Origin of the sequence: Mesorhizobium sp. 113-3-3 (assembly GCF_016756495.1) — a bacterium.
Lineage (GTDB): Bacteria > Pseudomonadota > Alphaproteobacteria > Rhizobiales > Rhizobiaceae > Mesorhizobium.
In genome coordinates this window covers 1,295,593-1,321,741 of record NZ_AP023243.1, presented here as the reverse complement: position 1 = coordinate 1,321,741, position 26,149 = coordinate 1,295,593, and the positions used below count along the sequence as shown (strand labels likewise).

The 26,149-nt window shown below is 64.3% G+C and carries 26 protein-coding genes and 1 tRNA gene; 11 read left to right on the top strand and 16 right to left on the bottom strand.

Annotated elements, in window-relative coordinates; genetic code table 11:
* Positions 1-65: 65 nt before the first annotated feature.
* The gene (locus JG746_RS06275; RefSeq protein WP_202357380.1) at positions 66-917 is read left to right on the top strand and encodes a mechanosensitive ion channel family protein; all 852 of its coding nucleotides are present in this window, start codon (positions 66-68) and stop codon (positions 915-917) included.
* 19 nt (positions 918-936) lie between these two features.
* On the opposite strand, the gene JG746_RS06270 is transcribed toward JG746_RS06275, so the two are convergent.
* The 5 genes from JG746_RS06270 to obgE all read right to left on the bottom strand — a co-directional run bounded on the left by JG746_RS06270 (position 937) and on the right by obgE (position 6,543).
* Positions 937-2,235 (bottom strand): MFS transporter, encoded by a 1,299-nt coding sequence (locus JG746_RS06270; RefSeq protein ID WP_202357379.1) that lies wholly within the window; start codon positions 2,233-2,235, stop codon positions 937-939.
* Between the two features lie 94 nt (positions 2,236-2,329).
* The gene (locus tag JG746_RS06265; RefSeq protein ID WP_202357378.1) at positions 2,330-2,917 is read right to left on the bottom strand and encodes a nicotinate-nucleotide adenylyltransferase; all 588 of its coding nucleotides are present in this window, start codon (positions 2,915-2,917) and stop codon (positions 2,330-2,332) included.
* Positions 2,918-3,080: 163 nt separating this feature from the next.
* A complete protein-coding gene (locus JG746_RS06260) occupies positions 3,081-4,367 on the bottom strand; it encodes a glutamate-5-semialdehyde dehydrogenase (RefSeq protein ID WP_202357377.1) in 1,287 nt (428 codons plus the stop codon).
* A gap of 3 nt (positions 4,368-4,370) precedes the next feature.
* Positions 4,371-5,507 (bottom strand): glutamate 5-kinase, encoded by a 1,137-nt coding sequence (gene proB / locus JG746_RS06255; RefSeq protein ID WP_202357376.1) that lies wholly within the window; start codon positions 5,505-5,507, stop codon positions 4,371-4,373.
* 4 nt (positions 5,508-5,511) lie between these two features.
* Positions 5,512-6,543, bottom strand: a complete 1,032-nt coding sequence (obgE, locus tag JG746_RS06250; RefSeq protein WP_202357375.1) for a GTPase ObgE — start codon at positions 6,541-6,543, stop codon at positions 5,512-5,514.
* Between the two features lie 132 nt (positions 6,544-6,675).
* Between obgE and JG746_RS06245 the strand changes: the two genes are divergently transcribed.
* On the top strand, positions 6,676-7,545 hold the full coding sequence (locus tag JG746_RS06245; protein WP_202357374.1) for an endonuclease/exonuclease/phosphatase family protein: 870 nt from the start codon (positions 6,676-6,678) through the stop codon (positions 7,543-7,545).
* 7 nt (positions 7,546-7,552) lie between these two features.
* Here the strand turns inward: JG746_RS06245 and JG746_RS06240 are convergent, their stop codons facing one another.
* The 4 genes from JG746_RS06240 to JG746_RS06225 all read right to left on the bottom strand — a co-directional run bounded on the left by JG746_RS06240 (position 7,553) and on the right by JG746_RS06225 (position 9,851).
* Positions 7,553-8,086, bottom strand: coding sequence for a GNAT family N-acetyltransferase (locus tag JG746_RS06240; protein WP_202357373.1), 534 nt, complete (start codon positions 8,084-8,086; stop codon positions 7,553-7,555).
* 21 nt (positions 8,087-8,107) lie between these two features.
* Entirely contained in the window at positions 8,108-8,695 is a 588-nt protein-coding gene (locus JG746_RS06235; RefSeq protein WP_202357372.1) for a GNAT family N-acetyltransferase, read from the bottom strand.
* A gap of 116 nt (positions 8,696-8,811) precedes the next feature.
* Positions 8,812-9,081, bottom strand: coding sequence for a 50S ribosomal protein L27 (gene rpmA, locus JG746_RS06230; RefSeq protein WP_010912120.1), 270 nt, complete (start codon positions 9,079-9,081; stop codon positions 8,812-8,814).
* A 98-nt stretch (positions 9,082-9,179) separates the two neighbouring features.
* Entirely contained in the window at positions 9,180-9,851 is a 672-nt protein-coding gene (locus JG746_RS06225; protein ID WP_202357371.1) for a 50S ribosomal protein L21, read from the bottom strand.
* Positions 9,852-10,268: 417 nt separating this feature from the next.
* On the opposite strand from JG746_RS06225, the gene JG746_RS06220 reads away from it, so the two are divergent.
* The 6 genes from JG746_RS06220 to JG746_RS06195 all read left to right on the top strand — a co-directional run bounded on the left by JG746_RS06220 (position 10,269) and on the right by JG746_RS06195 (position 14,611).
* Positions 10,269-10,358 (top strand) — tRNA-Ser (locus tag JG746_RS06220).
* A gap of 222 nt (positions 10,359-10,580) precedes the next feature.
* Positions 10,581-10,997, top strand: coding sequence for a hypothetical protein (locus tag JG746_RS06215; RefSeq protein WP_202357370.1), 417 nt, complete (start codon positions 10,581-10,583; stop codon positions 10,995-10,997).
* 326 nt (positions 10,998-11,323) lie between these two features.
* The gene (locus JG746_RS06210) at positions 11,324-12,166 is read left to right on the top strand and encodes a transporter substrate-binding domain-containing protein (protein WP_202357369.1); all 843 of its coding nucleotides are present in this window, start codon (positions 11,324-11,326) and stop codon (positions 12,164-12,166) included.
* A 142-nt stretch (positions 12,167-12,308) separates the two neighbouring features.
* On the top strand, positions 12,309-13,055 hold the full coding sequence (locus JG746_RS06205; protein WP_202357368.1) for an ABC transporter permease: 747 nt from the start codon (positions 12,309-12,311) through the stop codon (positions 13,053-13,055).
* 9 nt (positions 13,056-13,064) lie between these two features.
* On the top strand, positions 13,065-13,796 hold the full coding sequence (locus tag JG746_RS06200; RefSeq protein ID WP_202357367.1) for an ABC transporter permease: 732 nt from the start codon (positions 13,065-13,067) through the stop codon (positions 13,794-13,796).
* Positions 13,796-14,611, top strand: coding sequence for an ABC transporter ATP-binding protein (locus JG746_RS06195; protein WP_202357366.1), 816 nt, complete (start codon positions 13,796-13,798; stop codon positions 14,609-14,611). Before JG746_RS06200 ends, JG746_RS06195 begins: the two co-directional genes overlap by 1 nt.
* Positions 14,612-14,632: 21 nt before the next feature.
* On the opposite strand, the gene recQ is transcribed toward JG746_RS06195, so the two are convergent.
* Both recQ and JG746_RS06185 read right to left on the bottom strand, forming a co-directional pair.
* Positions 14,633-16,468: a DNA helicase RecQ gene (gene recQ / locus JG746_RS06190; RefSeq protein WP_202357365.1), complete on the bottom strand. Its 1,836-nt coding sequence runs from the start codon at positions 16,466-16,468 to the stop codon at positions 14,633-14,635.
* Between the two features lie 207 nt (positions 16,469-16,675).
* The gene (locus JG746_RS06185; protein ID WP_202357364.1) at positions 16,676-17,296 is read right to left on the bottom strand and encodes an NAD(P)H-dependent oxidoreductase; all 621 of its coding nucleotides are present in this window, start codon (positions 17,294-17,296) and stop codon (positions 16,676-16,678) included.
* An 86-nt stretch (positions 17,297-17,382) separates the two neighbouring features.
* Between JG746_RS06185 and JG746_RS06180 the strand changes: the two genes are divergently transcribed.
* Positions 17,383-18,054 (top strand): TetR/AcrR family transcriptional regulator, encoded by a 672-nt coding sequence (locus JG746_RS06180; RefSeq protein WP_342216536.1) that lies wholly within the window; start codon positions 17,383-17,385, stop codon positions 18,052-18,054.
* Between the two features lie 36 nt (positions 18,055-18,090).
* Positions 18,091-19,512 (top strand): coniferyl aldehyde dehydrogenase, encoded by a 1,422-nt coding sequence (locus tag JG746_RS06175; protein WP_202357362.1) that lies wholly within the window; start codon positions 18,091-18,093, stop codon positions 19,510-19,512.
* Positions 19,513-19,690: 178 nt separating this feature from the next.
* On the opposite strand, the gene JG746_RS06170 is transcribed toward JG746_RS06175, so the two are convergent.
* The 3 genes from JG746_RS06170 to uxaC are packed head-to-tail and all read right to left on the bottom strand — an operon-like array spanning position 19,691 to position 22,290.
* Positions 19,691-20,029 (bottom strand): cupin domain-containing protein, encoded by a 339-nt coding sequence (locus tag JG746_RS06170; RefSeq protein WP_202357361.1) that lies wholly within the window; start codon positions 20,027-20,029, stop codon positions 19,691-19,693.
* 16 nt (positions 20,030-20,045) lie between these two features.
* A complete protein-coding gene (kduD, locus tag JG746_RS06165; protein WP_446721179.1) occupies positions 20,046-20,822 on the bottom strand; it encodes a 2-dehydro-3-deoxy-D-gluconate 5-dehydrogenase KduD in 777 nt (258 codons plus the stop codon).
* A gap of 58 nt (positions 20,823-20,880) precedes the next feature.
* Complete coding sequence (gene uxaC, locus JG746_RS06160; RefSeq protein WP_202357360.1) at positions 20,881-22,290, bottom strand: glucuronate isomerase; 1,410 nt, start codon at positions 22,288-22,290, stop codon at positions 20,881-20,883.
* Positions 22,291-22,429: 139 nt separating this feature from the next.
* On the opposite strand from uxaC, the gene JG746_RS06155 reads away from it, so the two are divergent.
* The gene (locus JG746_RS06155; protein WP_202357359.1) at positions 22,430-23,929 is read left to right on the top strand and encodes a mannitol dehydrogenase family protein; all 1,500 of its coding nucleotides are present in this window, start codon (positions 22,430-22,432) and stop codon (positions 23,927-23,929) included.
* A gap of 48 nt (positions 23,930-23,977) precedes the next feature.
* On the opposite strand, the gene JG746_RS06150 is transcribed toward JG746_RS06155, so the two are convergent.
* Both JG746_RS06150 and atpD read right to left on the bottom strand, forming a co-directional pair.
* Positions 23,978-24,385 (bottom strand): F0F1 ATP synthase subunit epsilon, encoded by a 408-nt coding sequence (locus JG746_RS06150; protein WP_202357358.1) that lies wholly within the window; start codon positions 24,383-24,385, stop codon positions 23,978-23,980.
* A gap of 100 nt (positions 24,386-24,485) precedes the next feature.
* Positions 24,486-26,081, bottom strand: a complete 1,596-nt coding sequence (gene atpD / locus JG746_RS06145; protein WP_202357357.1) for a F0F1 ATP synthase subunit beta — start codon at positions 26,079-26,081, stop codon at positions 24,486-24,488.
* Positions 26,082-26,149: the final 68 nt, after the last annotated feature.

The following is a 26,149-nucleotide window of genomic DNA, read 5'->3' as shown; positions in this document are numbered from 1 at the left end:
CAAAAAGATCGGAACCCAGGCGTCTGGCATGGGTTATCGGCTGACCGACCAACCGGAATCCCGCCATGCCGATCGACCCGCAAAACACCCTTCTCACCGTCCAGGCCGGCCTGGCGCAACTCAGCACGCTGATCGTCTCCTATTCCTTCTCCGCTATCGGCGCCATCATCCTGCTGGTGGTCGGCTACATTGTCGCCGGCCTCGCCGAGCGCTCCATCTTCGCCGGGCTCGGCCATATCCACGGTTTCGATGCGACGCTGCGGCATTTCTTCTCCAAGATCGTCCGCTATGCCATCCTGATCCTCGTCGTCATCATGGTGCTCGGCCAGTTCGGCGTGCAGACCGCCTCGATCATCGCCGCGATCGGCGCCATCGGCCTGGCCATCGGCCTGGCGCTGCAAGGCACGCTGCAGAACATCGCCGCCGGCATCATGCTTCTGGCGCTGCGGCCGTTCCGCATCGGCGAATCCGTCGAAGTCGGCGCCATATCGGGCTCGATCGAGGAAATCGGCCTGTTCGCCACCAGGCTCAGGACCGCCGACGGCGTCTACATACTGGCGCCCAATTCGACGCTGTGGAACCAGCCGGTGCGCAATTTTTCGCGCAACGGGGTGCGTCGCGCCGATATCAGTCTGAGCATCGGCTCGTGGAACGACATCGACGGCGCCCAGAAGACATTGCTTGCCATCGCCGGCGCCGAGAAGCGCATTCGTCGTGAACCGGCGCCGGTCGCCTTCGTCGCCAGCCTCGGCGACACGACCGTTTCGCTCACCTTGCGCTATTGGACCTCGGCCGCCGACTACTTGTCCACGAATATCGACATGACGAAGCGCGCAAAGCAGGCTTTCGACAGCGAAGGCATCTCTATCCCGCTGCCGCCACCGGAAGCGCCGGCGCCGCAGGCCCGCAAACAGTAGGAAATTGCGGGAATGCTTCTCAGTCCTTGATCCGGCCTGCGGGCTCCTCCGGCGCATAAGCGAGTTCGACCGGCAGCGGCGCCGTAGCCGTCATCGGTGCGAAGCTGCCGGTCTCGGTGGCGGGCACCGCCCGTGTGGTGAACACGCGCAACAGCACGAACAGGCAGAAGGCGAAGGCGATGACGACGGCCACGTAGATGAAGGCCTGCGTGCCGAAGACGGCCGACAGCGCCGTCACGATGCCCGGCACGATGAAGCCCGAAAGCGACCAGGCAAACAGGAGCGAGCTGGACAGCGCCACCATGTCGTCCTTGCCGGCGCGGTCGGCGGCGTGCGCACTGGACAAAGAGTAGATCGATTCCGAGGCGCCGTCCCACAAGACGTAGATCACCAGCAGCGCCGGCAGCGCGCCGCCGTCGAAACCGAGCGCGAGCATGCCGGCCACTGCGGCCAGCGCGGATGCCCCGACCAGCACGTAGCGGCGGTCGGTGCGGTCGGAAATCCAGCCGAAGGGAAGCTGCAGGATCAGCGTGCCGAGCGGCATCACCGAAAGCAGCAGCGCCACATCGGCTTGGCTGTAGCCCTTGGCCGTGGCGTGGATCGGCGCGAAACCGGAAATCGACATGGACAGGCCGCCGACCGCCAGCATGCCGGCGACGCCGACCGGTGAAATCCGCCAGGCCCGGCGCAGCGCCACCGAGGCCGCCTGCGGCGCCGGCGGCTGCGCAAGCCGCGTCATCCCGACGGGCAGGATCGACAGAGCGGTGAAGACGATGCCGATCAGCGGCGCGTCCGCGGTTTTGATGTCGACCAGCGCCAGCGTCGCATAGCCGACGCCGAGCCCGGCGACATAGGCGACGTAGAAAAAGGCCATCACCCGGCCGCGTATGGCGTTGGCGACGGCGTCGTTCAGCCAGCTCTGCGCGACGATGAACAGGCCGCATATGGCAAAGCCGTAGAGGGCGCGCGCGCCGATCCACAGCAAGGGGTGCGGCCCGGCGCCGATGGCCGCGTTGGAAAGCGCGATCAGCGCCGACAGCACCATGAAGGCACGGGCATGGCCGACCCTGCGCACCAGCGGCCCGGTCAGGATGCAGCCGGCAAGCCCGCCGGCCGAAAGGCCGGTGACGATCAGCCCCGCCCAGGTCGGATCGAAGCCCTCGACGCCGAGCCGGACCGGGATGTAGGCAAACATCAGCCCGTTGCCGATGGCGATCAGCGCCATCGACACGATGACGCTGGCGATCGCGATCAGCGGCGTCGGCGCGCTGCCATCATCCGGCTCGACTGCGGGTTGGGTCTTGGTTTGAATTGCCATATCAGGCCAGCATCGCCGATCCGTCGGGCAAGTGCCGCTGCAAAAACGACATCGGCGGGCGGCCGAAACACTGGAGCCCCGTTGCGGAGAGCCGCTACCCCTTCGCCATCTTCCGGATCGCGCTCGACGACAGCGAGGAGCGCGGACCGTGGATGAAGGTCCAGGCCGGCGCTTTCATGCGGGCGAGCAGCGGCGCGTCGCCTTCGTCGATGCGGGCATAGTCGAAGGTCTTGGCGACCACCGACGACAGGAACGACAGCGTCGCGCCTGGCCGGTCGATCACCGCGATCGGGAAGGTCAGCACGATCTCGCGCCAGCGCTGCCAGCGATGGAAATCGCGCAAACTGTCCGCGCCCATGATCCAGACGAATTCGACGCCGGGATTGCGCGCCTTCACCAGCGCCAGCGTGTCGGCGGTGTAGCGCACATGATGCGCCGCCTCGAAGGCGGTGACCTTGATCTTCGGGTTCTTGGCGATCTGCTCGGACAGTTGCAGCCGCTCAGTCAGCGGCGCCAATTCCCTGGTGCTCTTCAGCGGATTGCCCGGCGTCACCATCCACCACAGTTGGTCGAGCGCCAGGCGCCTCAGCGCGATTTCAGCGACCAGCGCATGGCCGGCATGCGGCGGGTTGAACGAGCCGCCGAACAGGCCGACAGCCAGGCCTTTTTCGGCGTGCGGCATGCGGAGATAACGTGAAGAAGCGGCTTCCTCACCCTCCCCCTTGTGGGGAGGGTCGATCCGCGAAGCGGAACGGGGTGGGGGTATCGTGGAATTCAGCGTCTTTCCCCCACCCGGCTCGCTGCGCTCGCCACCCTCCCCACAAGGGGGAGGGTAAGGCCAGCGCTCAAGGCCTCACCTGTCCCGACCCGCGCACGCGGTATTTGAACGAGGTCAGCTGCTCGACGCCGACCGGCCCGCGCGCATGCATCTTGCCGGTGGCGATGCCGATTTCGGCGCCCATGCCGAATTCGCCACCATCGGCGAACTGCGTTGAGGCGTTGTGCAGCAGGATCGCCGAATCGATCTCGTTGAAGAACCGCTCCACGGCCTTCGCGTCCTGCGCGATGATCGCCTCGGTGTGATGCGAGGAGAAGGTCTCGATATGCTCGATCGCGCCACCGATGCCGTCGACCAGCTTCACCGCGATGATGGCGTCGAGATATTCCGTCACCCAGTCGGCAACGGTCGCCGGCTTGGCGTCGAAAAACACCTTCAGCACCTCTTGATCGGCATGGATCTCGCAGCCGGCGGCGCGCAGCGCGTCGAGGATCGGCACCAGGTGCGTGGACGCCACCGCGCGGTCGACCAGCAGCGTCTCGGCGGCGCCGCAGACGCCGGTGCGCCGCATCTTGGCGTTGACGGCGATCTTCACCGCCATGTCGAGATCGGCCGAACGGTCGATGTAGAGATGGCAGATGCCTTCGAGATGGGCAAAGACCGGCACCCGCGCCTCGCTCTGCACCCGGCCAACCAGGCTTTTGCCGCCGCGCGGAATGATGACGTCGAGCGCACCACCTAACCCCTTGAGCATCTCGCCGACGGCGGCGCGATCGGTGGTCGGCACCAGTTGGATGGCGTCTTCAGGCAGGCCGGCGGCCTTCAGGCCTTCGACCAGGCAGGCATGGATGGCAGCGGACGAATTGAGCGAATCCGAGCCGCCGCGCAGGATCACCGGATTGCCGGCCTTGAGGCAGAGCGCCCCGGCATCCGCCGTGACGTTCGGCCGGCTCTCATAGATGACGCCGACGACGCCGAGCGGCGTGCGCACGCGCTCGATTTGCAGACCGTTCGGCCGTTCCCATGCGGCGATCACGTCGCCGACCGGATCCTTGAGTTCGGCAATTTCACGAATGCCGTCGGCCATCGCGCGGATGCGCGCCGGATTGAGCTTCAGCCGGTCCATGAAGGACGCGGAAAGCCCCGACTCCTCGCCATTCGAGATGTCGATGGCATTGGCGTCGAGAATGTCCTGCTCGCGGGCGACGATCGCTTCCGCCATGGCGGCAAGAGCGGCGTTCTTGGCGGCGGTCGAAGCGATGGCCAGCGGTCGGGCGGCGGCGCGGGCGCGGCGGCCGATATCGGCCATCAGCGCCACGGTGTCGTCGCCGGATTTTTCATGCAGCTTCAGCATGGCTCATCCTCCGTCTATGTCGCCTCCAGCGTGACTCACCACGAGATCGTCGCGGTGGATCATCGCCGAACGCGCTTCGTAACCGAGCACGGTTTCGATCTCGGCCGTCTTCAGGCCTGCGATCCTTACGGCATCGGCGGCATCATAGGCAACCAGCCCGCGCGCGATCTCGCGCCCCTCGGGCGAGAGGATCGCCACCGTATCGCCGCGCGAGAAATTGCCGCTGACCAGTTTGACACCGGCCGGCAGCAGCGATTTGCCTGATGCGAGCGCACCGATGGCGCCAGCGTCGACCGTCAGCCGGCCGGCCGGTTCGAGCTGGCCGGCGATCCAGGTCTTGTAGCCTTTCACCGGATTGGCGCTCGGCCGGAAGAAGGTGGCGCGTTCCCCGCGCTCGATCGCCATCAGCGGCGACAGCCGAGTGCCCGAGGTGATGATCATCGCGGTGCCGGCGGCGGTGGCGATCTTGCCGGCATCGAGTTTTGTCCGCATGCCGCCGCGCGACAGCTCGGACGCCGCCGCCCCCGCCATCGCCTCGATGTCGGGCGTGATGCGATCGACCACCGGAATGAATTTTGCTTGCGGATCGCGCGCCGGCGGCGCCGTGTAGAGCCCATCGATGTCCGACAGCAGCACCAGAAGATCGGCGCCCATCATGGTGGCCACGCGCGCGGCCAACCGGTCATTGTCGCCATAGCGGATTTCGGACGTGGCGACCGTATCGTTCTCATTGATGACCGGCACCGCCTTCATCTTGAGCAACGTCGAGATCGTCGCGCGGGCATTGAGATAGCGGCGGCGCTCCTCGGTGTCGCCAAGTGTCAGAAGAATCTGCCCCGATTTCAGCGCACCCCTGCCGAGTGCATCCGACCAGGCGCCAGCGAGCGCGATCTGGCCGACGGCGGCCGCCGCCTGGCTCTCCTCGAGCTTCAAGGCGCGCTTGCCGAGGCCAAGGATGGTGCGACCAAGCGCGATGGCGCCCGACGACACGACGAGGATTTCGGCGCCGCCCTGGGCGAGAACCGCGATGTCGTCGGCGAGCGAATCCAGCCAGTCGCGCTTCAGGCCGCTCGCGCGGTCGACGAGCAAAGCCGAGCCGATCTTGACGGTGATGCGCCGGTATTTCTTCAGCGATTGCATGGCCTTACTTTTCCCAGCGCGTCTCGACCGGCGCGGCAGTCTGCGCCCGCGCCTCTGCAACGACAGCCATCAGCGCCCGCAACACCGCCTCCACGCCTTCGCCGGTGACGGCGGACAGAAGCATGGGCGCGCGGCCTGCGGCGCGCTTCAGCGAAGCGACCTTCTTCTTGCGTTCATCGGCATCGATCGTGTCGACCTGGCTGAGCGCCAGGATCTCGACCTTGTCGGTCAGCCCCTGGCCATAGGCCTTGAGTTCGGCGCGCACGGTCTTGTAGGCCTTGCCCGGATTTTCCTCCTGCGCCGAGACCAGATGCAACAGCACGCGCGTGCGCTCGACATGGCCGAGGAAGCGGTCGCCGATGCCGACGCCCTCATGCGCCCCCTCGATGAGGCCGGGAATGTCGGCAATGACGAATTCGCGCGCGTCGATGCGCGCGACGCCGAGGCCGGGATGCAGCGTCGTGAACGGATAGTCGGCGATCTTCGGCTTGGCCGCGGTTACGGCCGCGAGAAACGTCGACTTGCCGGCATTGGGCAGGCCGACCAGACCGGCATCGGCGATCAGCTTCAGCCGCAGCCAGATGTTGAGTTCCTCGCCGGGAAGGCCGGGATTGGCGCGGCGCGGCGCCTGGTTGGTCGAGGTCTTGAAATGCTGGTTGCCGAAGCCGCCATTGCCGCCCTTGGCGAGCAGGAAGCGCTGGCCGACCACGGTGAGGTCGCAGATCAGCGTCTCATTGTCTTCCTCGAACACCTGGGTTCCAGCCGGCACTTTCAGCGTGACGTCGGCGCCCTTGGCGCCGGTCATGTTGCGGCCCATGCCGTGGACACCGGTCTTGGCCTTGAAATGCTGCTGGTAGCGATAGTCGATCAGCGTGTTCAGCCCGTCGACCGCTTCCAGCCAGACATCGCCGCCGCGCCCGCCATCGCCGCCATCCGGCCCGCCGAACTCGATGAATTTCTCGCGCCGGAACGACACCGAACCGGCGCCTCCGTCACCCGAGCGGACATAGACCTTGGCTTGATCGAGAAATTTCATGGGATTGCAGTTTCTTTTATTGGCCTTGCGGCATTGCTCTAAACCTTGGGCCTTGCTCTAAACCAAGGCGCGGCCAAGGGCGAGGCCGTTTTGTGACAATGGCCGCTTGGGGTCGGCCGGAGAAATGTTGCTATGAAGCTTGTAACCTATAACATCCAGTACGGCATCGGGCTTGATGGCCACTACGATGTCGCGCGCATTGCCGACACGGTGCGCGGCGCCGACGTGATCGCGCTGCAGGAGGTCACCCGCAACAATCCCAGGAACGGCGGGCGCGACATGGTCGCCGAGATCGGCGAGGCACTGCCCGACTATTTCGCCGTCTATGGCAGCAATTTCGAGGCCAATCTCGGCTCGCGCATCGAGAACGGCCGCGCCATCACCACCACCTTCCAGCTTGGCAACATGATGCTGTCGAAAACACCCATTCATCTGTCGCGCAACCTGCTTTTGCCGCGCAGCCGCAGCTTCGAGATGATGAATTTCCAGCGCGGCGCGCTGGAGGCACTGATCGAGACGCCGCTGGGTTTCATCCGCTTCTATTCCATCCATCTCGATCACCGCAGCCCGGTCGAACGCGCCAGCCAGATCCAGTTCCTGCGCCGGCGCCTGTTGAACTATGCGCTCGAAGGCGGCGCGTTGTCCGGCGTCGCCGAGATCGGCCTGCCGGAATTGCCGCACCCCGAGGCCTTTGTGGCGATGGGCGATTTCAACATGCTGGCCGGCTCGCCCGAATATGTCGAACTCGCCGGCCGGCCGGACCATCAGTTCGGCATGCCGCTGACCGCCGACTTCGCCGTCGATGCCGCCGTGCGCCTCAACGTCACCGGCGACGACCTCTTCAGTTGGGTCGACCCCAAGGACCCGGCAAACACCAGCCGCCACAAGCGCATCGACTACGTCTTTACCAGCGCCTCGCTTGCCCGGTCGCTGCAGCGCCTGTGGGTCGACCACAAGGCGACCGGTTCGGACCATCTGCCTGTCTGGGCCGAACTGGGCTGACGGCTGTTCATCCGGCTGCGTTTTCGCGTTCGACGATCGCCATCATGATCGTATCGCCATATTGCCCGTCGATGCGGATGGCGTCGCGCTGCCCGCCTTCCCTGACAAACCCGACCTTGTCGTAAAGAGCGATGGCGCGGGCATTGTCGGCATGGACGCACAGCTCGACGCGGACAAAGCCGGCCTTGTGTGCCTGCGCCAGGGCCGCATTGATAAGCCGCGATCCGAGGCCACGCCCGCGATGGGAGGCAACAATCCCCATTCCCAGCGTGCCGCGATGGGCATGGATGACCCGGTCATGGCGTGAGATATCGCACCAACCGACAACCTCCCCACGAACAACGGCAACGAAACCTGGATCGCCTGCCGCGATACGGTCCAATACGAATCGCCTGACTTGATCGAGCGGTGGCGCCTCGAGGAAGGACAGGTACTTGCGCTCACGCGCAACGAGATCGAGCGCGCGATGAAAGCTTTCGATGCGATCCGGCGTTATCGGCGCGATCGCGATCGTTTCAATATCGTTGCTGTCATCGGCCATTGGCTTGCCCGGCGCCATCCATCAGAAATGCACCCAGTTGCGCAGGCTGGTCCACGTCTTCCTGTCAAGCCTGTAGCGCTCGACCGGCACCTGGCCGGCGACGATCGAGTTCAGCATGCCCTGCCCGGCATACTGGAAGCCGCACTTGTGGATCACCCGGCGCGAGGCCGGATTGATGACCCGCGTCGAGGCATGCAGCACCTGGACCGACGTCTTCTGGAAGGCGAGGTCGACCAGCGCGTGGGCGGCTTCCGTCGCATAGCCGCGCTTCCAGTAGGGTTCGCCGATCCAGTAGCCGAGCTCCAGCCCGCGATCGGTGGTGTTGAGCCCGGCGCAGCCGACAAACGTGCCGGTGCCGGCCAGCGTCAAGGCATAGGCGATGCCGGAGCGGCGCGACCTTGTCATGGCCAGGAAAGCGCGCGCCTCGGCCTCGCCGTAGGGGTGCGGCATGCGCGCCAGCATTTCAGCGACGTGACGGTTGTCGGCAAGCTCGACCAGTTGGGCGATGTCGCCCTCGCGCGGCGCCCGCATCACCAGCCGTTCGGTGACCAGCACCGGGCAGTCTATCGCGTAACTTTCGTCTTCTGAGTCTTCCGCTTCGGCAACCATTTTAGTCCTCCAGGCAAGAAAAAGGGGAGATGGAAACCCATCTCCCCTGATCCTTTTCCTGGCGTTGCCAGACACCGGTTCCCGAGATGGGCGCCGGTGTTCTAGTGCGGAACCGGCTACTCCGCGGCTTTGGTAATCGGGTTGACCGATACGTAGGTTCGGCCGTTGGCCTTTTTGTTGAACGTCACGGCGCCGGATTCGAGCGCAAAAAGCGTATGGTCCGTGCCCATGCCGACATTGACGCCGGGATGCCAGGTGGTGCCGCGTTGACGAATGATGATGTTGCCCGGGATGACGGCTTCGCCGCCGAACTTCTTCACGCCCAGACGCTTGGAATGCGAGTCGCGACCGTTGCGCGACGAGCCGCCAGCTTTCTTGTGTGCCATCTAACTAACTCCGTTGCGCCGCAAGGCGCCTAAAAGGCCTTATGAACGCGTTCGCGTTCCGTTTCAAGTCCGATCCGGCGGATGTTTCGCCGGAAAAATTACTTCTTCGCCAGTTCCTTGGCCTGCTCGCGCCAGTCCTTGATCTGGTCGGCGCTGAAGGGCATGTGCTCGTCGATCTTGGCGACATCCTTGTCGGTCAGCTTGGCGAGCTGCGCGAAGGTGATGATGCCCTGCTCGTTGAGATCCTTGGCGGCGACCGGGCCGATGCCCTTGATCACGGTCAGGTCGTCCGGCTCGCCTTTCGGCGCCTTGAACAGCGGCGCGGCGGCCGTCTCGGCCGTCACTTCTGCCTTCGGAGCAGCTTCCTTCTTGGCCTTGGCTTCCTTCGGCGCAGCGTCGGCGGCGACTTCGGCCTTGGCTTCCGCCTTCGCGGCGGCCTTCTTGGCGGGCTTCGCGCCACCCAGCAGGATCTCGGCGATCCGCACGGTGGTCAAAAGCTGGCGATGGCCGATCTTGCGGCGCGAATTCTGGCGGCGACGCTTCTTGAAAGCGATGACCGTGCGGTTCTTGCCCTGCTCGACGACTTCGGCGGTGACCAGAGCGCCATCGACGAACGGCGCGCCGAACGTGACATTCTCGCCCTCGCCATGCGCGAGCACGTGGCCGATCTCGACGATATCGCCGACATTGGCTTCGACTTTTTCGATCTTCAGGAGATCGTTGGCGGCAACGCGATACTGCTTACCGCCCGTTTTAATGACTGCGAACATTTTTTGCCTTTCGCTGTTCGGTCGGCCTTGATGAACCGCCTGAGGCGGTTCGGCCGTCTTTTTGTCAGTCTGCGGGTTCAAAAAACAAGCGGCGCGGAAGAACCCTCCACGCCGATTGCGCGCTGTCCCTAACCGAAGGTTGCGTAGGAGTCAAGGCAACAGCCGTTGCCGGGACAGTCATTGGCCGGCAAAGACCGGGCAAGTAGGCATGACCACCCAGGCGTTGCCGTCGCCAGGCGGCGAGGATGCGTTGCCGACCCGTGAAATCGCATGGGCTTGGCTGCAAAGTCCCGCCCTGTTTCAGCGGCTTGCCCGGCAGGCCAGGCGGCAAGCCAAATATCGGTGGATTTGGCCTTGTAACCTGCCCGTTCAGCCGTTATCTAGTGCGCCGCGCCGGCAACGGCCGACCATGACCGCGGAGAGGTGGCAGAGTGGTCGAATGCACCGCACTCGAAATGCGGCATGGGTGCAAGCCCATCGGGGGTTCGAATCCCTCCCTCTCCGCCATAAATTTATTATCTATCTGATACGTAACGATTTTTCACGCTGGCTGGCTTTTTTCGCCGTGCAGCGGCGCACATGTCACGTGACAAAAATCCGGCTATGGTCGATCAATAACAGGATCTCGAAGGGACCATCCTGCGGAGAACCGTTTCGATATGCGCTCCGCGCGCAACCCAACAGCGTCCGATCGCTCTTTGGATCGGCTGTTTCACAACGGGTGACAAGATGATCGGGCGAACACTGGCGGCTGCCTTTGCAATTGCGGTTTCCCTCTCGCCTGCGCATGCACGACCACAGCATCGCTTGCCGAGCGGCTATAAATGGGGCCGGTGCCTGCTTGTTGTTCACGGCCAGACCCGCATATCCGGAAAATGCTATTATCAAATCGAGACGGGCGGCGATTTCAATATCCAGGGGCCTAAGCAGGTTTTTGCAGGTATCGACTATCCTGACCCGCACAGCGGGGCCGGTGAAATGTCCCGGGATTACTGGGCGGTTGTCTACAAGGACGAAGATTCCTGGACAGGCTATTCTAACTCGGAGATTGACGAAACGCACGCTGACGAACTCGATTGGGGTGAGCTTCGTCGCGAAGGCGCCTGCTATGTCGGGAAGGACGTCAAGGTTTGCCTCTGGCACTAGAGGCTTTCAAAATGACTTCGCGGACTTCGCCTCTTCACGAGATCTTGATGACACGCCTGGCGCTGATCACGCACGGCACTGGCGCCAGAGCGAAGGCTGTGAACAGCCAGCGGGCAGCACCGCGCGATGGCTTACTCCGGCAAGACAATGGCTTAGCAAGGCGACCCCGCCATCGCGCCGGATTTCCACGTGCCGCGGAACCTGCACCCGCGCAGCCTCAAGAATGCGCTCAATGCGGAGCGGAAAACAGCACTTGTGGGGGAATTGGGGCTAGGCTAAGCAATTGGTATCTGAGGGTTCCAAGAATAAAAATGGGAGAAAGTATCGTGACATCATCACGTTGGATTGCGCTTGCCGCGCTGGCGCTGACCTTTTCAACCCCGGCGTTGGCCAAGGACTGGAAGACCGTGACGGTTGCCATGGAGGGCTCCTATGCCCCATGGAACCAGACCGACCCCAGCGGCAAGATCGTCGGCTTCGAGGTGGACATCCTCAACGACGTCTGCGCTCGCGCGAAGCTCGAATGCAAGATCCAGGCGCAGGACTGGGACGGCGTCATTCCCGGCCTCACCGCGGGCAAGTTCGACATCGTCATGGACGGCATGTCGATCACCGATGAGCGCCTGAAGACCATCGACTTCTCGATCCCCTATGCCTCATCGCCGGTGGCTTTCCTCGCCGACAAGAATGGGCCGCTGGCACAGCTGTCCAACAGCGGCAAGATGATCGATCTTTCCAAGGACGACGCCGAGTCCAAGGCGGCGCTCGACACGCTGCGCAAGGAGCTGACCGGCAAGAATGTCGGCCTGCAGGTTTCGACCACGGAGGCGACGTTTGCCGACAAATATCTCAAGGATGTCGCCAACGTCCACGAATACAAGACCACCGACGAGCATGATCTCGACCTGATGGCCGGGCGCCTCGACGTGGCCTTCGCCGACACCACATACTTCCTCGGCACGCTGGCCAAGCCCGACGCCAAGGACCTCGAATTCGTCGGGCCGCAGTTCAAGGGCGGTCCGATCCTCGGACCGGGCATCGGTGCTGCCTTCCGCAAGACCGACAAGGACCTGCAGGACATCTACAACAAGGCGCTCAAGGCCGCTCTCGATGACGGGTCGGTGTCGAAATACTCGATGCAGTGGTTCAAGATCGACATTACCAAGTAATGTCGCAAAGGGAGCAGCCAGGGCTGCTCCCTTTTTGCATCGAGTGCATGTCGCCCGAAAATGCCAGGCGGTTTCGGGAAACGGGATGCACCGAAGCAAGGCGAGCCGTCGTTGCATCATCTCGACGCCCGGGGAGGCGTAGGTGGACTTTCTCAACAGTCTCAAGGATCAGCTGTCGACGGCCTATGAGCTGTTGGCGGCCGGCTGGGGCTTGCAGCTGCTCTGGGGCATCGGCTGGACGCTCGCCGTCACTCTCGTTTCGATGATGATCGGCGCCGTGCTGGGCTCGCTCGTGGCGGCGGCCAAGCTATCGCATCGCGGCGGACTGAGATTCATCGGCGAGAGCTACACGACCGTGTTCCGCGGCGAGCCGGAGCTTCTGGTCATCTACCTTTTCTACTATGGCGGCACGCAGATCCTGACAGGCGTGGCAAGGTCCACGGGATCGATCGGTTCGGCCGACATCTTGAACATGCCGAGCTTCCTCGGCGGCGTGCTCGCTGTCGGCATCATTTCGGGCGCCTATCAGGCCGAGGTCTTCCGCGGGTCGTTCCTGGCGATCCATCGCGGCGAGCTGGAAGCGGCGCGCGCCTATGGCATGTCGGCCTGGCTGCGTTTTCGCCTCGTGATCATGCCTCAGGTCCTGCGTCTGGCGGTACCGGGGCTGGGCAATGTGTGGCAGCTGACCATCAAGGATTCGGCTTTGATCTCGGTCACCGGCGTCGCCGAGCTGATGCTGACGGCGAACAAGGCCGCGCGTTCAACACACCACTCGCTGCTTTTCTACACCGTCGCCGGCATCCTCTACCTCGTGATGACGTCGATCTCGACGCCGATCTTCGACAAGGCCGAGCGCTACACCTCACGCAGCTTTCTGCGTCCGAAATAGGAGGTGGCGGTGGATTTCAACTTCTACCTTTCGACCATGTGGAGCGTGCTGAAAGCACTGCCGCTGACGCTTGAGATCTGGTTCTTCGGCATCGCCTTCGGCCTGGTCATCGCCACCGGCCTGACCTGGTTGCGGGCCTCGGGCTACAAATCGGGCGAATATTTCACCCGCGCCTATGTCTTCGTCTTCCGCGGATCGCCGCTGCTGGTGCAGCTCTATCTGATCTATTTCGGGCTTTCCCAGTTCGATTTTGTGCGCCACAGCCCGATCCTGTGGCCGATCCTGCGGGACCCCATGTATTGCACGATCGTCGCGATGGCGCTCAACACCGCCGCTTATGAGAGCGAGATTTTCCGCGGCGCGCTCCGGGCCGTGCCGGTCGGGCAAATCGAGGCGGCCAAGGCTTTCGGCATGTCTCCATTCACACGCTTCCGTATTGTCACATTGCCCATAGCGCTCCGCCTGGCCTTGCCGGCCTATTCGACCGAGATCATCCTGATGACCAAGGCGACCGCGCTCGCTTCCGTGGTGACCATCATGGAGATGATGGGAACGGCGCAGAAGATCCAGCACGACACGTTCCGGCCGATCGAGGTGCTGACCTGCGCCGGCGTGATCTACCTGCTGCTCAACCTGTCGATCGCGCGCCTGTTTGCCTGGGTTGAATACGTGCTTTCACCGCATCTGCGCCCCGCGCCCGATCAGTCCCAGCAAATCAAGCCCGTCCCGGAGGTGTTGTGATGTCGGCAAATGTCGCCGCTGCCGCGAAAGCAGCATCGTCCCCGGACGACAAGTCAGCCATCAGCGTCAAGGACATGCGCAAGTGCTTTGGCGATCATGAGGTGCTCAAGGGCATTTCGCTCGAAGCCCATAAGGGCGACGTCATTTCTATCCTCGGCTCCTCGGGCTCGGGCAAGAGCACGATGCTTCGCTGCATCAACCTCCTTGAGACCCCTGACTCCGGCGAAGTGCGGGTCGACGGCGAGCTCATCAAGATGAAGCAAAGCCGCGACGGTCATCAAGCGCCGGCCGATATGCGCCAGGTCGAACGGATTCGGGCCAATCTCGCCATGGTGTTCCAGAGCTTCAATCTCTGGTCGCACATGACCGTGCTCGAGAACCTTGTCGCCGCGCCGACGCATGTGCTCAAGCGGCCGCGCGCCGAATGCGTGGAGCAGGCCGAGGCATTGCTGAAGCGCGTGGGGATATGGGAGCGTCGCAACTACTATCCTCCTCACATGTCAGGCGGCCAGCAACAGCGCGCCGCCATAGCGCGCGCGCTGGCGATGAATCCCAAGGTGATGCTGTTCGACGAGCCGACTTCCGCGCTCGATCCGGAACTGGTCGGCGAGGTGCTGCGCGTCATGCGCTCGCTTGCCGAGGAGGGGCGCACCATGTTGGTGGTAACGCACGAAATGAGTTTTGCCCGCGACGTATCGAGCAAGGTGATGTTCCTTCACAAGGGTGAGGTGGATTCGGTGGGTGAGCCAAAGGAGATGTTCGCGCACCCTCCCACCCAGCAATTCGGGCAGTTTATCGCGAATTTCAACAAGTGACGTGAACCGTGAAGCGCTTCTTCAGCTCGATGGGCCGGATTGGTGTCCGGCAATCGCCTTTAGAAAAATCTCGCCGAACTCCTTGAGCTTGGCCCCTCCGACGCCATTGACCTCGGCGAAGGCGTCGAGGTCGCGCGGGCGCCGTTCAGCCATGTCGATCAGCGTGCGGTCGGAGAACACCACATAGGCCGGCACCTGGCGCTCCTTGGCGAGACGCAAGCGAAGCGTCTTGAGCGTGGCCAGCAGCGAAGCATCGACGCCTTCGGCGTTGGCACCCTCCGCCGCTCGCATCTTGCGCAGGGCGCGGCTGCGCATCTCGACGCGGTAGTGGAAGGGCACCTCGCCGCGGCCAAGCGCATGGCCTTTTTCAGCAATGGCGAGGCCGCCATGGCCGCTCGGGTCCGGCTCGAGGAAACCGCCGGCGACAAGCTGCCGGATCAGCGACAGCCAAAGATCTTTCTTGTGCGCCGCGCCGCCGCCGAAGCTGGCCAGCCTCTGATGGCCTCTGGCCAAAATCTTCTCGGTCTCATGGCCGAGCAGGATGTCGATGACATGGGCGGCGCCGAAGCGCTCGCCGCTCTGCGCGACGGCGGCCAGGATGATGCGCGCCTCGGCGGCGCCATCGGCGCGCGGCACCTGGTTCAGGCAGTTGTCGCAATTGCCGCAAGGTTCGGCTTCCTCGCCGAAATAGCCAAGCAGCACCTGGCGACGGCATTGCGCCGTCTCGCAATAGCCGATAAGCGTGTCGAGCCGGCGATGCGCGCGCCTCTTGTGCTCCACCGCTGCATCCTCGTCATCGATGAACAGCCGGCGCATACGGATGTCGCCAAGCCCGTAAAGCATGTGCGCCTCGGCCTTGCGTCCGTCACGCCCGGCGCGGCCGATCTCCTGATAGTAGGCCTCAAGGCTGCCCGGCATATCGGTGTGGAAGACATAGGCGACATCGGGCTTGTCGATGCCCATGCCGAAGGCGATGGTCGCCACCATGACGACGCCGGACAGCGTCATGAACGCGTTTTGATTGGCCTCGCGCGCCTCCTTGCTCATGCCGGCATGGTAGGCGAGCGCGGTGACGCCGTTCTTCTCGAGGAAGGCCGCCATCTCCTCGGTCTTCTTGCGCGACAGGCAGTAGACGATGCCGCTCTTGCCTGGATGACGCTCGATGAAACGCAGCAATTGCCGCTTGCTGTCCTGCTTGGATTCGATGGCGAGCTTGATGTTGGGCCGGTCGAAACCCAGCACCAGCGTTTCGACCCGCTCGGCGAACAACCTGGCTTCGATGTCGCTGCGCGTGCTCTCGTCCGCCGTCGCCGTCACCGCGATGATCGGCACGTTGGGGAAGATGTGCCGCAGCCGCGACAAATCCTCATACTCAGGCCGGAACGCCGGTCCCCATTGCGAGATGCAATGCGCCTCGTCGATGGCGATCAGGCTGATGTCGAGCCTCGAGAGCGCCTCAAGCATGCGCTCTGTCATCAGCCGCTCCGGCGCCAGATAGAGCAGCCGCGTCTGGCCGGATGCCACGCGGCGCCAGGCCGCGACATTGGCTTCGCGGTCGAGCGAGGAATTGATCGTATCGGCGCCAACGCCGGCCAGCCGCAAGGCGGCGACCTGATCCTGCATCAGCGCCACGAGCGGCGAAACGACGAGGGTAAGCCCGCCCATGACCAGCGCCGGCACCTGGTAGCAGAGCGACTTGCCCGCACCTGTCGGCATCACGGCCAGCACATGGCGCCCGCCGAGCAGCGCGTCCATGACATCGGCCTGGCCGGGGCGGAAATCGTCGAAGCCGAACACGTCCTTCAGGACGCGCCGCTTGGGATCCTCGGCCCGGACACTCGCTGCCTGTGCCGACATCAGACGGACGCCGGACCGGAAGCGATTTTTCGGGGATTGGAGAGGATGTGGGAACCGATCAAGAGACTCTCCGCATGACGCCTTGGAGTAGCGCAGCCGTTCTCGGAACACAACCGGAACGACTGCCTTATGCCATCTTGTCGGTGGACGGACCTGCCCACCACTGTCCCGAAACGGAACCGGCTATGCATCACCGGACCGGACTGATCACGCCGCCTTGGTCACGCCGTCCTGCCTCTGCCGGCCAAAAACCCAGCGCCCGATGCGCTCCGCCGTTTCCAGCAGCGCATTCAGATCCTGGGCATCGGGCTGGATCAGCAACTCCGAGGTGACGACGCGGGCACCGCAATAGTCAAAGATGCCGTGGTCGATCTGCGTCTTCATGGCGCCGAAATAGCCGTGGCGCGCATAGGTCCGCTGATTGGCGCCGGCGCTGGCGATCAGGTGTACCGGGAGACGTTGAAGCTTCTTGACCAGTCTCCCCTCTGCGCCCTCGTCATAGGCCCAGCCATTGGCGAAGACGCGTTCGATCCACCCCTTGAGCAAAGCCGGCATGGACCACCAGTAGACGGGGTAGACCAGCACCAGCGCATCCGCCCGGTCGATGCGTGCCTGCTCAGCGGCAATGTCGTCCGACGTCGGCCCCTGCCGAAGGTGGACACCGATATCGCTGGCCGTGAAGCGCGGATCGAATTGTTCGGCGGCCAGATCGGCAAATTCAAAAGTGTGCAGCGAATCTGACTTGGAGATGCCCTCGGCAACACGCCTGCCCAGTGCGTGGGTGAAGGAGTTGGAATTGGGGTGTGCGACAACAATGAGAGCATGCATCGGAAATCCTTTTTGATCGTTTGCCGAGAGGCGGTTTTGCTTATATACTTTTAGTAACCTACTTTTGGTATATAGTGGTGTCAAGCGTGGCAAAACCGATTTCATCGCTGGTGAAAACCAGACGCCGCCTGTCGCGGCAGGACCGGCACGAGCAGCTTGTTCGCGTCGCCTGGCAATTGGTGCGGGAGGAAGGAACAGAGGCGCTTTCGCTTGGCCGTCTGGCGGAGCGGGCTGAAATCGCCAAGCCGGTCGTCTACGATCATTTCGGCACACGCGCCGGCCTGCTGGCCGTGCTCTACCAGGATTTCGACGCGCGCCAGACCAGACTCATGGATGTCGCGCTGGAGGACAGCGACCCGACACTGGAAAGCAAGGCCACCGTCATCGCATCCTCCTATGTCGATTGCGTCCTGCTCCAGGGCCGGGAGATCCCAGGCGTGATCGCCGCCCTTGCCGGCTCCCCTGAACTCGAAAGGATCAAGCGCGACTATCGCGCAGGCTTCATCGAAAAGTGCCGCCGCGTGCTGGCCCCTTTCACCGGAGATGCCGGAATTGCAACAGCCGGCCTGTGGGCAATGCTGGGGGCAGCGGATGCCGTGTCGGAAGCCGCTGCGATGGGAGACATCAGCGCCGGCCAGGCCCGGGACGAACTGTACGAAATAATCCTGTCTCTTGCCGCCAGAAGCTTGCACGGGGAGGCTCGGATGGCACCTTCCCCAGCGACATCTGTACCTCCGCTGGATTCCTTCACACGCTAGGATGTAAGCTTGGCCAGGCGAGCCAGGGAGGGCGCGATGCTGCAGGTGAGACAGGATGTCCTCGGCGAGCGATTCCGCTTGCAGCGCGCCGCCTTCGAGAGGCAGCCCTTTCCGGACCTCAGCGTGCGAAAGGACCGGCTGAAACGCCTGCTGGCCCTGACCGAGCGGCATGAGGCCGACATCTGCGCCGCGATAGACGCCGACTTTGGCGGCCGCTCGGCGCACGAGACGCGCCTTGCCGAACTGTTTGTCGTGCGCGCCGGCATTCGCCATACGCTTTCCCATGTGAAAGGCTGGATGCGGGAGCGTCGCGTCGCCACCACCTTGCCGTTCCTGCCGGGGCGAAACCGGCTCCTGCCGCAGCCGCTTGGCGTGGTCGGCATCGTCTCGCCGTGGAATTACCCGTTCCAGCTTGCCGTCGCGCCGGTCACGGCAGCGCTCGCCGCCGGCAACCGCGTGCTGGTCAAGCCGTCTGAACTGACACCGGCCTTCTCGGCGCTGCTCGCCAGGCTGGCCAGCGAGCACTTCGCCCCCGATGAGCTCAGCGTCATCACCGGCGACGCCGAGATGGGCAAGGCTTTCGTGTCGATGCCGTTCGATCATCTGCTGTTCACCGGCTCGACCCCGGTCGGCCGCCAGGTCGCGATCGCCGCGGCCGCCAACCTGACCCCGGTCACGCTCGAACTCGGCGGCAAGTCGCCGGCGATCTTCGATCCCTCCTGCGATCTCGACGCGGCAACGGCCAGCATCGCCTATGGCAAGCTGCTCAATGCCGGGCAGACCTGCATCGCGCCCGACTATCTGCTGGTGCCCAAGGGGCAGGCAGGCACGGTCGCCGCGAAACTCGCAACCGCTGTGGCGCGGCTCTACCCAACGCTCCGCGACAACCCCGACTATACCGCCATCATCAGCGACCGGCACCTTCAGCGCCTGCGCGCCATGATCGCGGAAGCCCGCGAGGCCGGTGCTGATGTCACCGAAATCAACCCGGCCGGCGAAGATCTCGGCACCGCGAGCCGCAAGCTTCTGCCGACCCTGGTTCGAAACGCCGGACCTGACCTGCGGCTGATGCGTGAGGAGATTTTCGGCCCGGTTCTGCCGATCGTCGAATACGGCACCGTCGACGAGGCGATCAGCCATGTGAACCAGGCCGACCGGCCGCTGGCGCTCTACTGGTTCGGCAATGACAGCACCAACCGCCAGCGCATCTTGCGCGAGACGGTCGCCGGCGGCGTCACCATCAACGACTGCATGCTGCATCTGGTGCAGGAGAACCAGCCTTTCGGCGGTGTCGGCGCCAGCGGCATGGGCGCCTATCACGGGCAATGGGGTTTCCGCACCTTCAGCAAGGAGAAGCCGGTTTTCCTGCAGTCGCGCTTGAGCGCCGGCGCCCTGCTGCGACCGCCCTACGGCAAGACGTTCGAGCGGCTTTTCGGCTTGCTTCGACGGATCACCTGACCAATCGCCGAGAGCCTCCGCGCATTAAGTTTATATTCACCATGATCCGGCAGGTTTCCTGTCCTGCGGTGATGTTTCGAGTACCGCGGCGCGACAAGCGCCCAGGCAACAAACCCGCGCCTTTTCCAAGGGGCGCGGGTTTTCTCATTTTCGAATAGCAGCGAAATCGGCGGCCATCTCAGGCGAGGAAATCAGCCCGGCGCGGGGTAAAACTGTCGACCAGCCGTCCCGCTTCCAGCGCCTTGACGCCATGCACGAGGCCGGACGGCACGATGAAGCTGCCGCCCGCCTCGAGGATTTCGGTTTCACCGTCTATGGTCACCTCGAAACGGCCCTCGGCGACATAGCTAGACTGGACATGCGGATGCGAATGCAAGGCGCCGACACCGCCCCTGTCGAAGCCGAACTCGACCAGCATCAGCTCATCGGTCGAGAGGAGAACACGCCGCCTGTTGCCGTCGGGGGTCGGCGTCCAGGCGCCCTCGCCGGCATGCGCGAAGATCTTGGGCTTCGTCATCGTCGTTGTCCTCTCCTCACCGCGCCAGCCAGCCGCCATCCACCGGCACCGCCGCGCCATGCATGTAGTCGGAAGCCCGAGCCAGCAGGAAGACGGCGGCATCGCCAATATCCAACGGCTCGCCCCAGCGCCCGGCAGGGATGCGCCCGAGAATGGCGGCGCTGCGGTCGGGATCGGCGCGCAGCGCCTGCGTGTTGTTGGTCTCGACATAGCCCGGCGCGATGGCGTTGACGTTGATGCCCTTGGCCGCCCATTCGCAGGCGAGCAGCCGGGTAATGCCGAGCACGCCATGTTTCGAGGCGGTGTAGGACGCGACGCGGATGCCGCCCTGGAAACTCAGCACCGAAGCGATGTTGACGATCTTGCCCCGGCGGCCATCCGCAAGCGCGCGCCTGGCGAACGACTGGCAGAGCAGAAAGACCGTCTTCAAATTGACGTCCATGACGTCGTCCCAGTCGGTCTCGGTCAGATCGACGGCATCGGCGCGCCGGATGATTCCGGCATTGTTGACCAGCCCGTCGAGCGGCCCGCTTTCGTCCCACACCCGATCGAGCATCGGTCCGGCGGCCGACGTGTCGGCAAGGTCGGCGCTCACCGCCTCGAACCGGCCGCCAATGGCCGCCACCTTGCTCGCCGTATCGTCCATCGGCGAGCGGCCAACCCCGATCACCACACCGCCGGCGCGGGCGATGGAAAGGACAATGCCTTGTCCGATGCCGGTGTTGGCGCCGGTGACCAGGATGCGCTTGCCGGCCAGGCCGAAGGCGGAGAGATCGATGCCGGTATTGTTCACGTGCGCACCGTCAGCCTGTCACGCTGATCCAACGGCCGGCGTTGTTTAGCCGCCGCCATCAAAGCCGGTACGCCTTCTTCGCCAGCGTATGGGCCAATTCCCGTGCCAGCTCATGCGCCTCGTCCTCGCGCAGCCGGTGCTCGGCGACAAGGCGCGCGAGGAAGGCGCAGTCGACTCGCCGCGCCACATCGTGGCGGGCCGGGATCGAGGGAAACGCACGGGTGTCGTCGTTGAAGCCGACAGTGTTGTAGAAGCCGGCGGTTTCCGTCGTCATCTCGCGAAACCGGCGCATGCCTTCCGGACTGTCGTGGAACCACCAGGCGGGGCCGAGCTTCAGCGCCGGGTAAACGCCGGCCAGTGGCGCCAGTTCGCGCGCGTAGCTGCTCTCGTCGAGCGTAAAGAGGATCACCGTCAGGTCCCGCTCCAGCCCGACACAGTCGAGCAGCGGCTTCAGCGCCGTCACATAGTCGGTCCGCGTCGGAATATCGAAACCCTTGTCGCGGCCGAACCTCTGGAAAATGGAAGGCGAATGATTGCGCCAGGAGCCTGGGTGGATCTGCAGCACCAGCCCGTCATCCCTGCTCATCTTGGCCATTTCGGTCAGCATCTGGGCGCGGAAGAGTTTACGCTCGCGCTCGTCCTGCGAGCCGCGGCGGACGCGGTTGAACAGCTCCTGCGCCGCCGCGTCGGAAAGATTGGCGGTCTCCGCCGTCGGATGGCCATGGTCGGACGAGGTCGCGCCAAAACTCTTGAAGAGGGCGCGCCGCTGCCGATGCGCGTCGAGATAGCCGGCCCAGCTGCCGGTATCGCAGCCGGTGATCTCGCCAAGCCGGTCGAGATTGGCCGAAAAACCTTCGAAATCGGGATCGACGACCGCGTCCGGCCGATAGGCGGTGACGACGCGGCCCTCCCAGCCGCTGTCGCGGATCATCTTGTGCCATTTGAGATCGTCGAGCGCGCCTTCGGTCGTGGCGATGACCTCGATGTTGAAGCGCTCGAACAAGGCGCGCGGGCGGAAATTCTCCCACTGCAGCACCGTCGCGGTAGTGTCGTAATGGCGGTCGGCCGTCGCTGCATCCAGCGGCTCTTCTATGCCGAACAGATGCGCCAGCACATGGTCGAACCACAGCCGCGTCGGCGTGCCGCGAAACAGGTAATAATGCTCGGCAAAGCGCCGCCAGATCGTCCTGCCGTCGGTCTCCACCGGCGCACCGTCGAGCGTCGCCACGCCGAGATCCTCCAGCCTCACGCCTTGGCTGAACAGCATGCGGAAGATGTAGTGGTCGGGCACGATGAGCAGTTGCGCCGGATCCGGGAACGGTTCGTTCAGCGCATACCAGCGCGGATCGGTGTGGCCGTGCGGGCTGACGATGGGCAGGTCCTTGATGCCGGCGTAGAGGTCGCGGGCAAGCGAGCGCGAATGCGCTTCTGGCGGAAACAGCAGGTCCGGATCGGTCAGCGCGACCATGGGGAAAGCGGCTCCTCCACTCTCGATAGCGGTACGTTCGGGCCAAGGCGATGTCAATGTGCGTTGGCAAAGCGGCATCCTTGCGGCAGGCGCGAACAGGTGTTACGCCGCCTGTCATCCACAGCCTCCCAGCCCCGGTATGGTGATGACCAGAAGCCATCTGTCCGACGCGACGCTACACAAGCTGCCCGCCGGCCCCAAAGTCCCTGCATATGACCGCGGCCGCATTGCTCCGGGCATCGTGCATCTCGGCGTCGGCGCCTTCCATCGCGCCCATCAGGCCGCCTATGTCGACGAGTGCCTTGCGGCGGGCGAAACGGAGTGGGGCATAACAGGCGTTTCCTTGCGCAGCCCCGACACGCGCGATGCGCTGACGCCGCAGGACGGGCTCTACACGCTGGCGATCCGCAGCAGCGGCGAGGAGGAGCTGCGGGTCATCGGCTCGATCCAGTCGATGCTGGTGGCGCCGGAAGATCCGGGCGCGGTGCTGGCCGCGCTGACCGATCCGCGCACCCGCATCGTCACGCTGACCATCACCGAAAAGGCCTATCTGCGGGCCGCGGGCGGCGGATTGGACGCCGCCCATCCCGACATCATCCACGATCTGGCCAATCCACAGTTGCCAAAGACGGCGCATGGCTTCCTCGCCGAGGCGCTTGCCCGAAGACTGGCCGCCGGCACACCGCCCTTCACCGTGCTGTGCTGCGACAACCTGCCGGCCAACGGCGCCACGCTGCACCGGCTGCTGACCGAATTCGCCGGATTGCGCGATGCCACGCTTGCCACGGCAGGCGACACTGGAATCGCCGACCATATCGCCAACCATGTCGCCTTCCCGTCGAGCATGGTCGACCGCATCGTGCCGGCAACCACCGACGCCGACCGGGCACGCATCGCCGGCGAACTCGGCGTCGACGATGCCTGGCCCGTGATGACCGAGCCGTTCCGCCAATGGGTGGTCGAGGACAATTTTTCCGCCGGCCGGCCGGACTGGGAAAAGTTCGGCGTCACCATGGTCGGCGATGTCGGCCCCTTCGAGGACATGAAGCTCAGGCTCCTCAACGGCGCGCATTCGGGCATCGCCTATCTCGGCCTGCTCAGCGGCCACGCCACGGTCGACCGCGCCTTCGCCGATCCGGCGATCCGGCAATTTGTCGATGGGTTGTGGGCAGAGGCCATCCCGACATTGCCGGAAGATGCCGGGCTCGACACATCGACCTACACAGCCGAGCTTGCCGAACGATTTTCAAACACCGCGCTCGCCCACCGCACGGCGCAGATCGCCAATGACGGCAGCCAGAAACTGCCGCAGCGCATCATCGCTTCCGCCCTCGAGTGCCTCGAAGCCGGCACCGAGTTCGTGCATCTCACGCTGGTGGTCGCGGCCTGGATCGCCGCCTGTGCCGCGCGCGGAAAAACCTTGCCCGAAAACCATTTCACCGATCCGCTAGACGCGGCGTTGACGGCACTTTTGGACCAGCAATTGCCGGCGAACGAAACCGTGACGGCCGTGTTCGACCTGGCCGGCTTCGCCGGAGACCATGCCGAGCGCCAGACGCTGATCGAACTCGTGGCCGTGCATCTCGTCCACCTGCGGCGCGATGGCCCGACATTGGCCTTCGCAGCCTTGGGCATATAAGAAAAGCGGGGCAAGGCCCCGCTTTTGATCAAGTCATTGGTATGGATTTCAGGCCGGAATGATCGCGCCTTCCAGCGTCGTGAGCTGGCTGAGGAATTGCTCGGCCTTGCTGCGCGCCTGGTCGTCCTTGGCGTCGGCGGCATCTTCCTTGGCTTCCTGGATGCGGCGGGCGAGATCGGCCCGGTCGACATCCTTCACCGCCACTGCCGATTCCGCCAGCAGCGTGCAGCCGGCCGGGACGATGTCGGCAAAACCGCCGAACACGACATAGCGTTCTTCGCCGCCCGAGGCGGTCTTCACTGTGACGACACCCGGCTTGATCGTGGTCATGACCGGCGCGTGATGCGCCATAACGGTCATCTCGCCTTCGGCGCCCGGAATGACGACGGATTCGACCTGCTCGGAAACCAGCAGGCGCTCCGGCGAGACCAGTTCGAATTTGAAAGCTTCAGCCATGATCACTTTAGCGAGTAGGAGATAGTGAGTAGCGAGTAGGGAAGAAACTCGCTCGGCTCACCTTGCCCTATTCGCTACTCCCTATTCGCTATTCGCTTCTTTACGCTGCTTCAGCCGCCAGGCGCTGTGCCTTCTCGACCGCTTCCTCGATGCCGCCGACCATGTAGAAGGCGGCTTCTGGCAGGTGATCGTAGTCGCCGTTGCAGAGGCCCTTGAAGCCCTTGATGGTGTCGGCGAGGTCGACGAGCTTGCCCGGCGCGCCGGTGAACACTTCGGCGACGAAGAAGGGCTGCGACAGGAAGCGCTCGATCTTGCGGGCGCGGGCCACGGTCTGCTTGTCCTCTTCCGACAGCTCGTCCATGCCCAGGATGGCGATGATGTCCTGCAGCGACTTGTAGCGCTGGAGGATCGACTGCACCTGGCGGGCAACGGCATAGTGCTCTTCGCCGACGACCATCGGGTCAAGCATGCGCGAGGTCGAATCCAGCGGATCGACCGCCGGATAGATGCCCTTTTCGGCGATGGCGCGGTTCAGCGTCGTCGTCGCGTCAAGGTGGGCGAACGAGGTCGCCGGCGCCGGGTCGGTCAAGTCGTCGGCGGGCACGTAGATGGCCTGCACCGAGGTGATCGAACCCTTGGTGGTGGTGGTGATGCGTTCCTGCAGCGCGCCCATGTCGGTGGCGAGCGTCGGCTGATAGCCCACGGCCGACGGGATACGGCCGAGCAGAGCCGACACTTCCGAACCCGCCTGCGTGAAGCGGAAGATGTTGTCGACGAAGAACAGCACGTCCTGGCCCTGGTCGCGGAAATATTCAGCGACCGTCAGGCCGGTCAGGCCGACGCGGGCGCGCGCGCCCGGCGGCTCGTTCATCTGGCCGTACACGAGGGCGGCCTTGGAGCCTTCGCCGCCGCCCTTCTTGTTGACGCCGGATTCGATGAACTCGTGATAGAGATCGTTGCCTTCGCGGGTGCGCTCGCCGACGCCGGCGAACACGGAATAGCCGCCATGCGCCTTGGCGATGTTGTTGATCAGTTCCTGGATCAGCACGGTCTTGCCGACGCCGGCGCCGCCGAACAGGCCGATCTTGCCGCCCTTGGCGTAGGGCGCCAGAAGGTCGAGCACCTTGATGCCGGTGATCAGGATCTGCGCTTCCGTCGACTGCTCGACATAGGTCGGAGCCGGCTGGTGGATGGAGCGCATCTCGATCGCGTCTACCGGGCCTTCTTCGTCGACCGGCTCGCCGATGACGTTGATGATGCGGCCGAGCATGCCCGGGCCGACCGGCACGGTGATCGGCGCACCGGTGTCACGCACTTCCTGGCCGCGCACCAGGCCTTCGGTGGAGTCCATGGCGATGCAGCGCACGGTGTTTTCACCCAGATGCTGGGCAACTTCGAGCACCAGGCGATTGCCGACATTGGTCGTCTCGAGCGCGTTCAGGATCGCGGGCAGGTGATCGCCGAACTGCACGTCGACGACGGCGCCGATGACCTGGCGGACCTTGCCGACAACGCCGGTTGCCTTGGCGGCCACGGCCGAAGTCTTGGCCGCCGCGGCCTTGGCCGGCGCTGCCGCCGTCTTTGCCGGAGCTGCCTTCGCGGCGGCTGCCGGAGCCTTGGCCGCCTTTGCGGGGGCTGCGGTCTTCGCGGCTGCGGCCTTGGGGGCCGCCGTCTTGGGGGTCGCTGCTTTCGCCATCGTCTTTACCCTTTTTCGTCCTTTGTTTCTCACGCGGTCCAGTCGCGGGCCGATGGCCCGCGAACCGC

Coding starts and splice junctions, on each gene's coding strand:
- proB (WP_202357376.1), bottom strand. CDS start 5,507: ATGCAATCGCTGAAGAAATACCGGCGCATCACCGTCAAGATCGGCTCG.
- JG746_RS06215 (WP_202357370.1), top strand. CDS start 10,581: ATGATCGGGCGAACACTGGCGGCTGCCTTTGCAATTGCGGTTTCCCTC.
- obgE (WP_202357375.1), bottom strand. CDS start 6,543: ATGAAATTTCTCGATCAAGCCAAGGTCTATGTCCGCTCGGGTGACGGA.
- JG746_RS06185 (WP_202357364.1), bottom strand. CDS start 17,296: ATGCATGCTCTCATTGTTGTCGCACACCCCAATTCCAACTCCTTCACC.
- JG746_RS06240 (WP_202357373.1), bottom strand. CDS start 8,086: ATGGCCGATGACAGCAACGATATTGAAACGATCGCGATCGCGCCGATA.
- JG746_RS06155 (WP_202357359.1), top strand. CDS start 22,430: ATGGTGATGACCAGAAGCCATCTGTCCGACGCGACGCTACACAAGCTG.
- JG746_RS06275 (WP_202357380.1), top strand. CDS start 66: ATGCCGATCGACCCGCAAAACACCCTTCTCACCGTCCAGGCCGGCCTG.
- uxaC (WP_202357360.1), bottom strand. CDS start 22,290: ATGGTCGCGCTGACCGATCCGGACCTGCTGTTTCCGCCAGAAGCGCAT.
- JG746_RS06225 (WP_202357371.1), bottom strand. CDS start 9,851: ATGTTCGCAGTCATTAAAACGGGCGGTAAGCAGTATCGCGTTGCCGCC.
- rpmA (WP_010912120.1), bottom strand. CDS start 9,081: ATGGCACACAAGAAAGCTGGCGGCTCGTCGCGCAACGGTCGCGACTCG.
- atpD (WP_202357357.1), bottom strand. CDS start 26,081: ATGGCGAAAGCAGCGACCCCCAAGACGGCGGCCCCCAAGGCCGCAGCC.
- JG746_RS06270 (WP_202357379.1), bottom strand. CDS start 2,235: ATGGCAATTCAAACCAAGACCCAACCCGCAGTCGAGCCGGATGATGGC.
- JG746_RS06175 (WP_202357362.1), top strand. CDS start 18,091: ATGCTGCAGGTGAGACAGGATGTCCTCGGCGAGCGATTCCGCTTGCAG.
- JG746_RS06265 (WP_202357378.1), bottom strand. CDS start 2,917: ATGCCGCACGCCGAAAAAGGCCTGGCTGTCGGCCTGTTCGGCGGCTCG.
- JG746_RS06195 (WP_202357366.1), top strand. CDS start 13,796: ATGTCGGCAAATGTCGCCGCTGCCGCGAAAGCAGCATCGTCCCCGGAC.
- JG746_RS06260 (WP_202357377.1), bottom strand. CDS start 4,367: ATGCTGAAGCTGCATGAAAAATCCGGCGACGACACCGTGGCGCTGATG.
- recQ (WP_202357365.1), bottom strand. CDS start 16,468: ATGTCGGCACAGGCAGCGAGTGTCCGGGCCGAGGATCCCAAGCGGCGC.
- JG746_RS06150 (WP_202357358.1), bottom strand. CDS start 24,385: ATGGCTGAAGCTTTCAAATTCGAACTGGTCTCGCCGGAGCGCCTGCTG.
- JG746_RS06245 (WP_202357374.1), top strand. CDS start 6,676: ATGAAGCTTGTAACCTATAACATCCAGTACGGCATCGGGCTTGATGGC.
- JG746_RS06170 (WP_202357361.1), bottom strand. CDS start 20,029: ATGACGAAGCCCAAGATCTTCGCGCATGCCGGCGAGGGCGCCTGGACG.
- JG746_RS06235 (WP_202357372.1), bottom strand. CDS start 8,695: ATGGTTGCCGAAGCGGAAGACTCAGAAGACGAAAGTTACGCGATAGAC.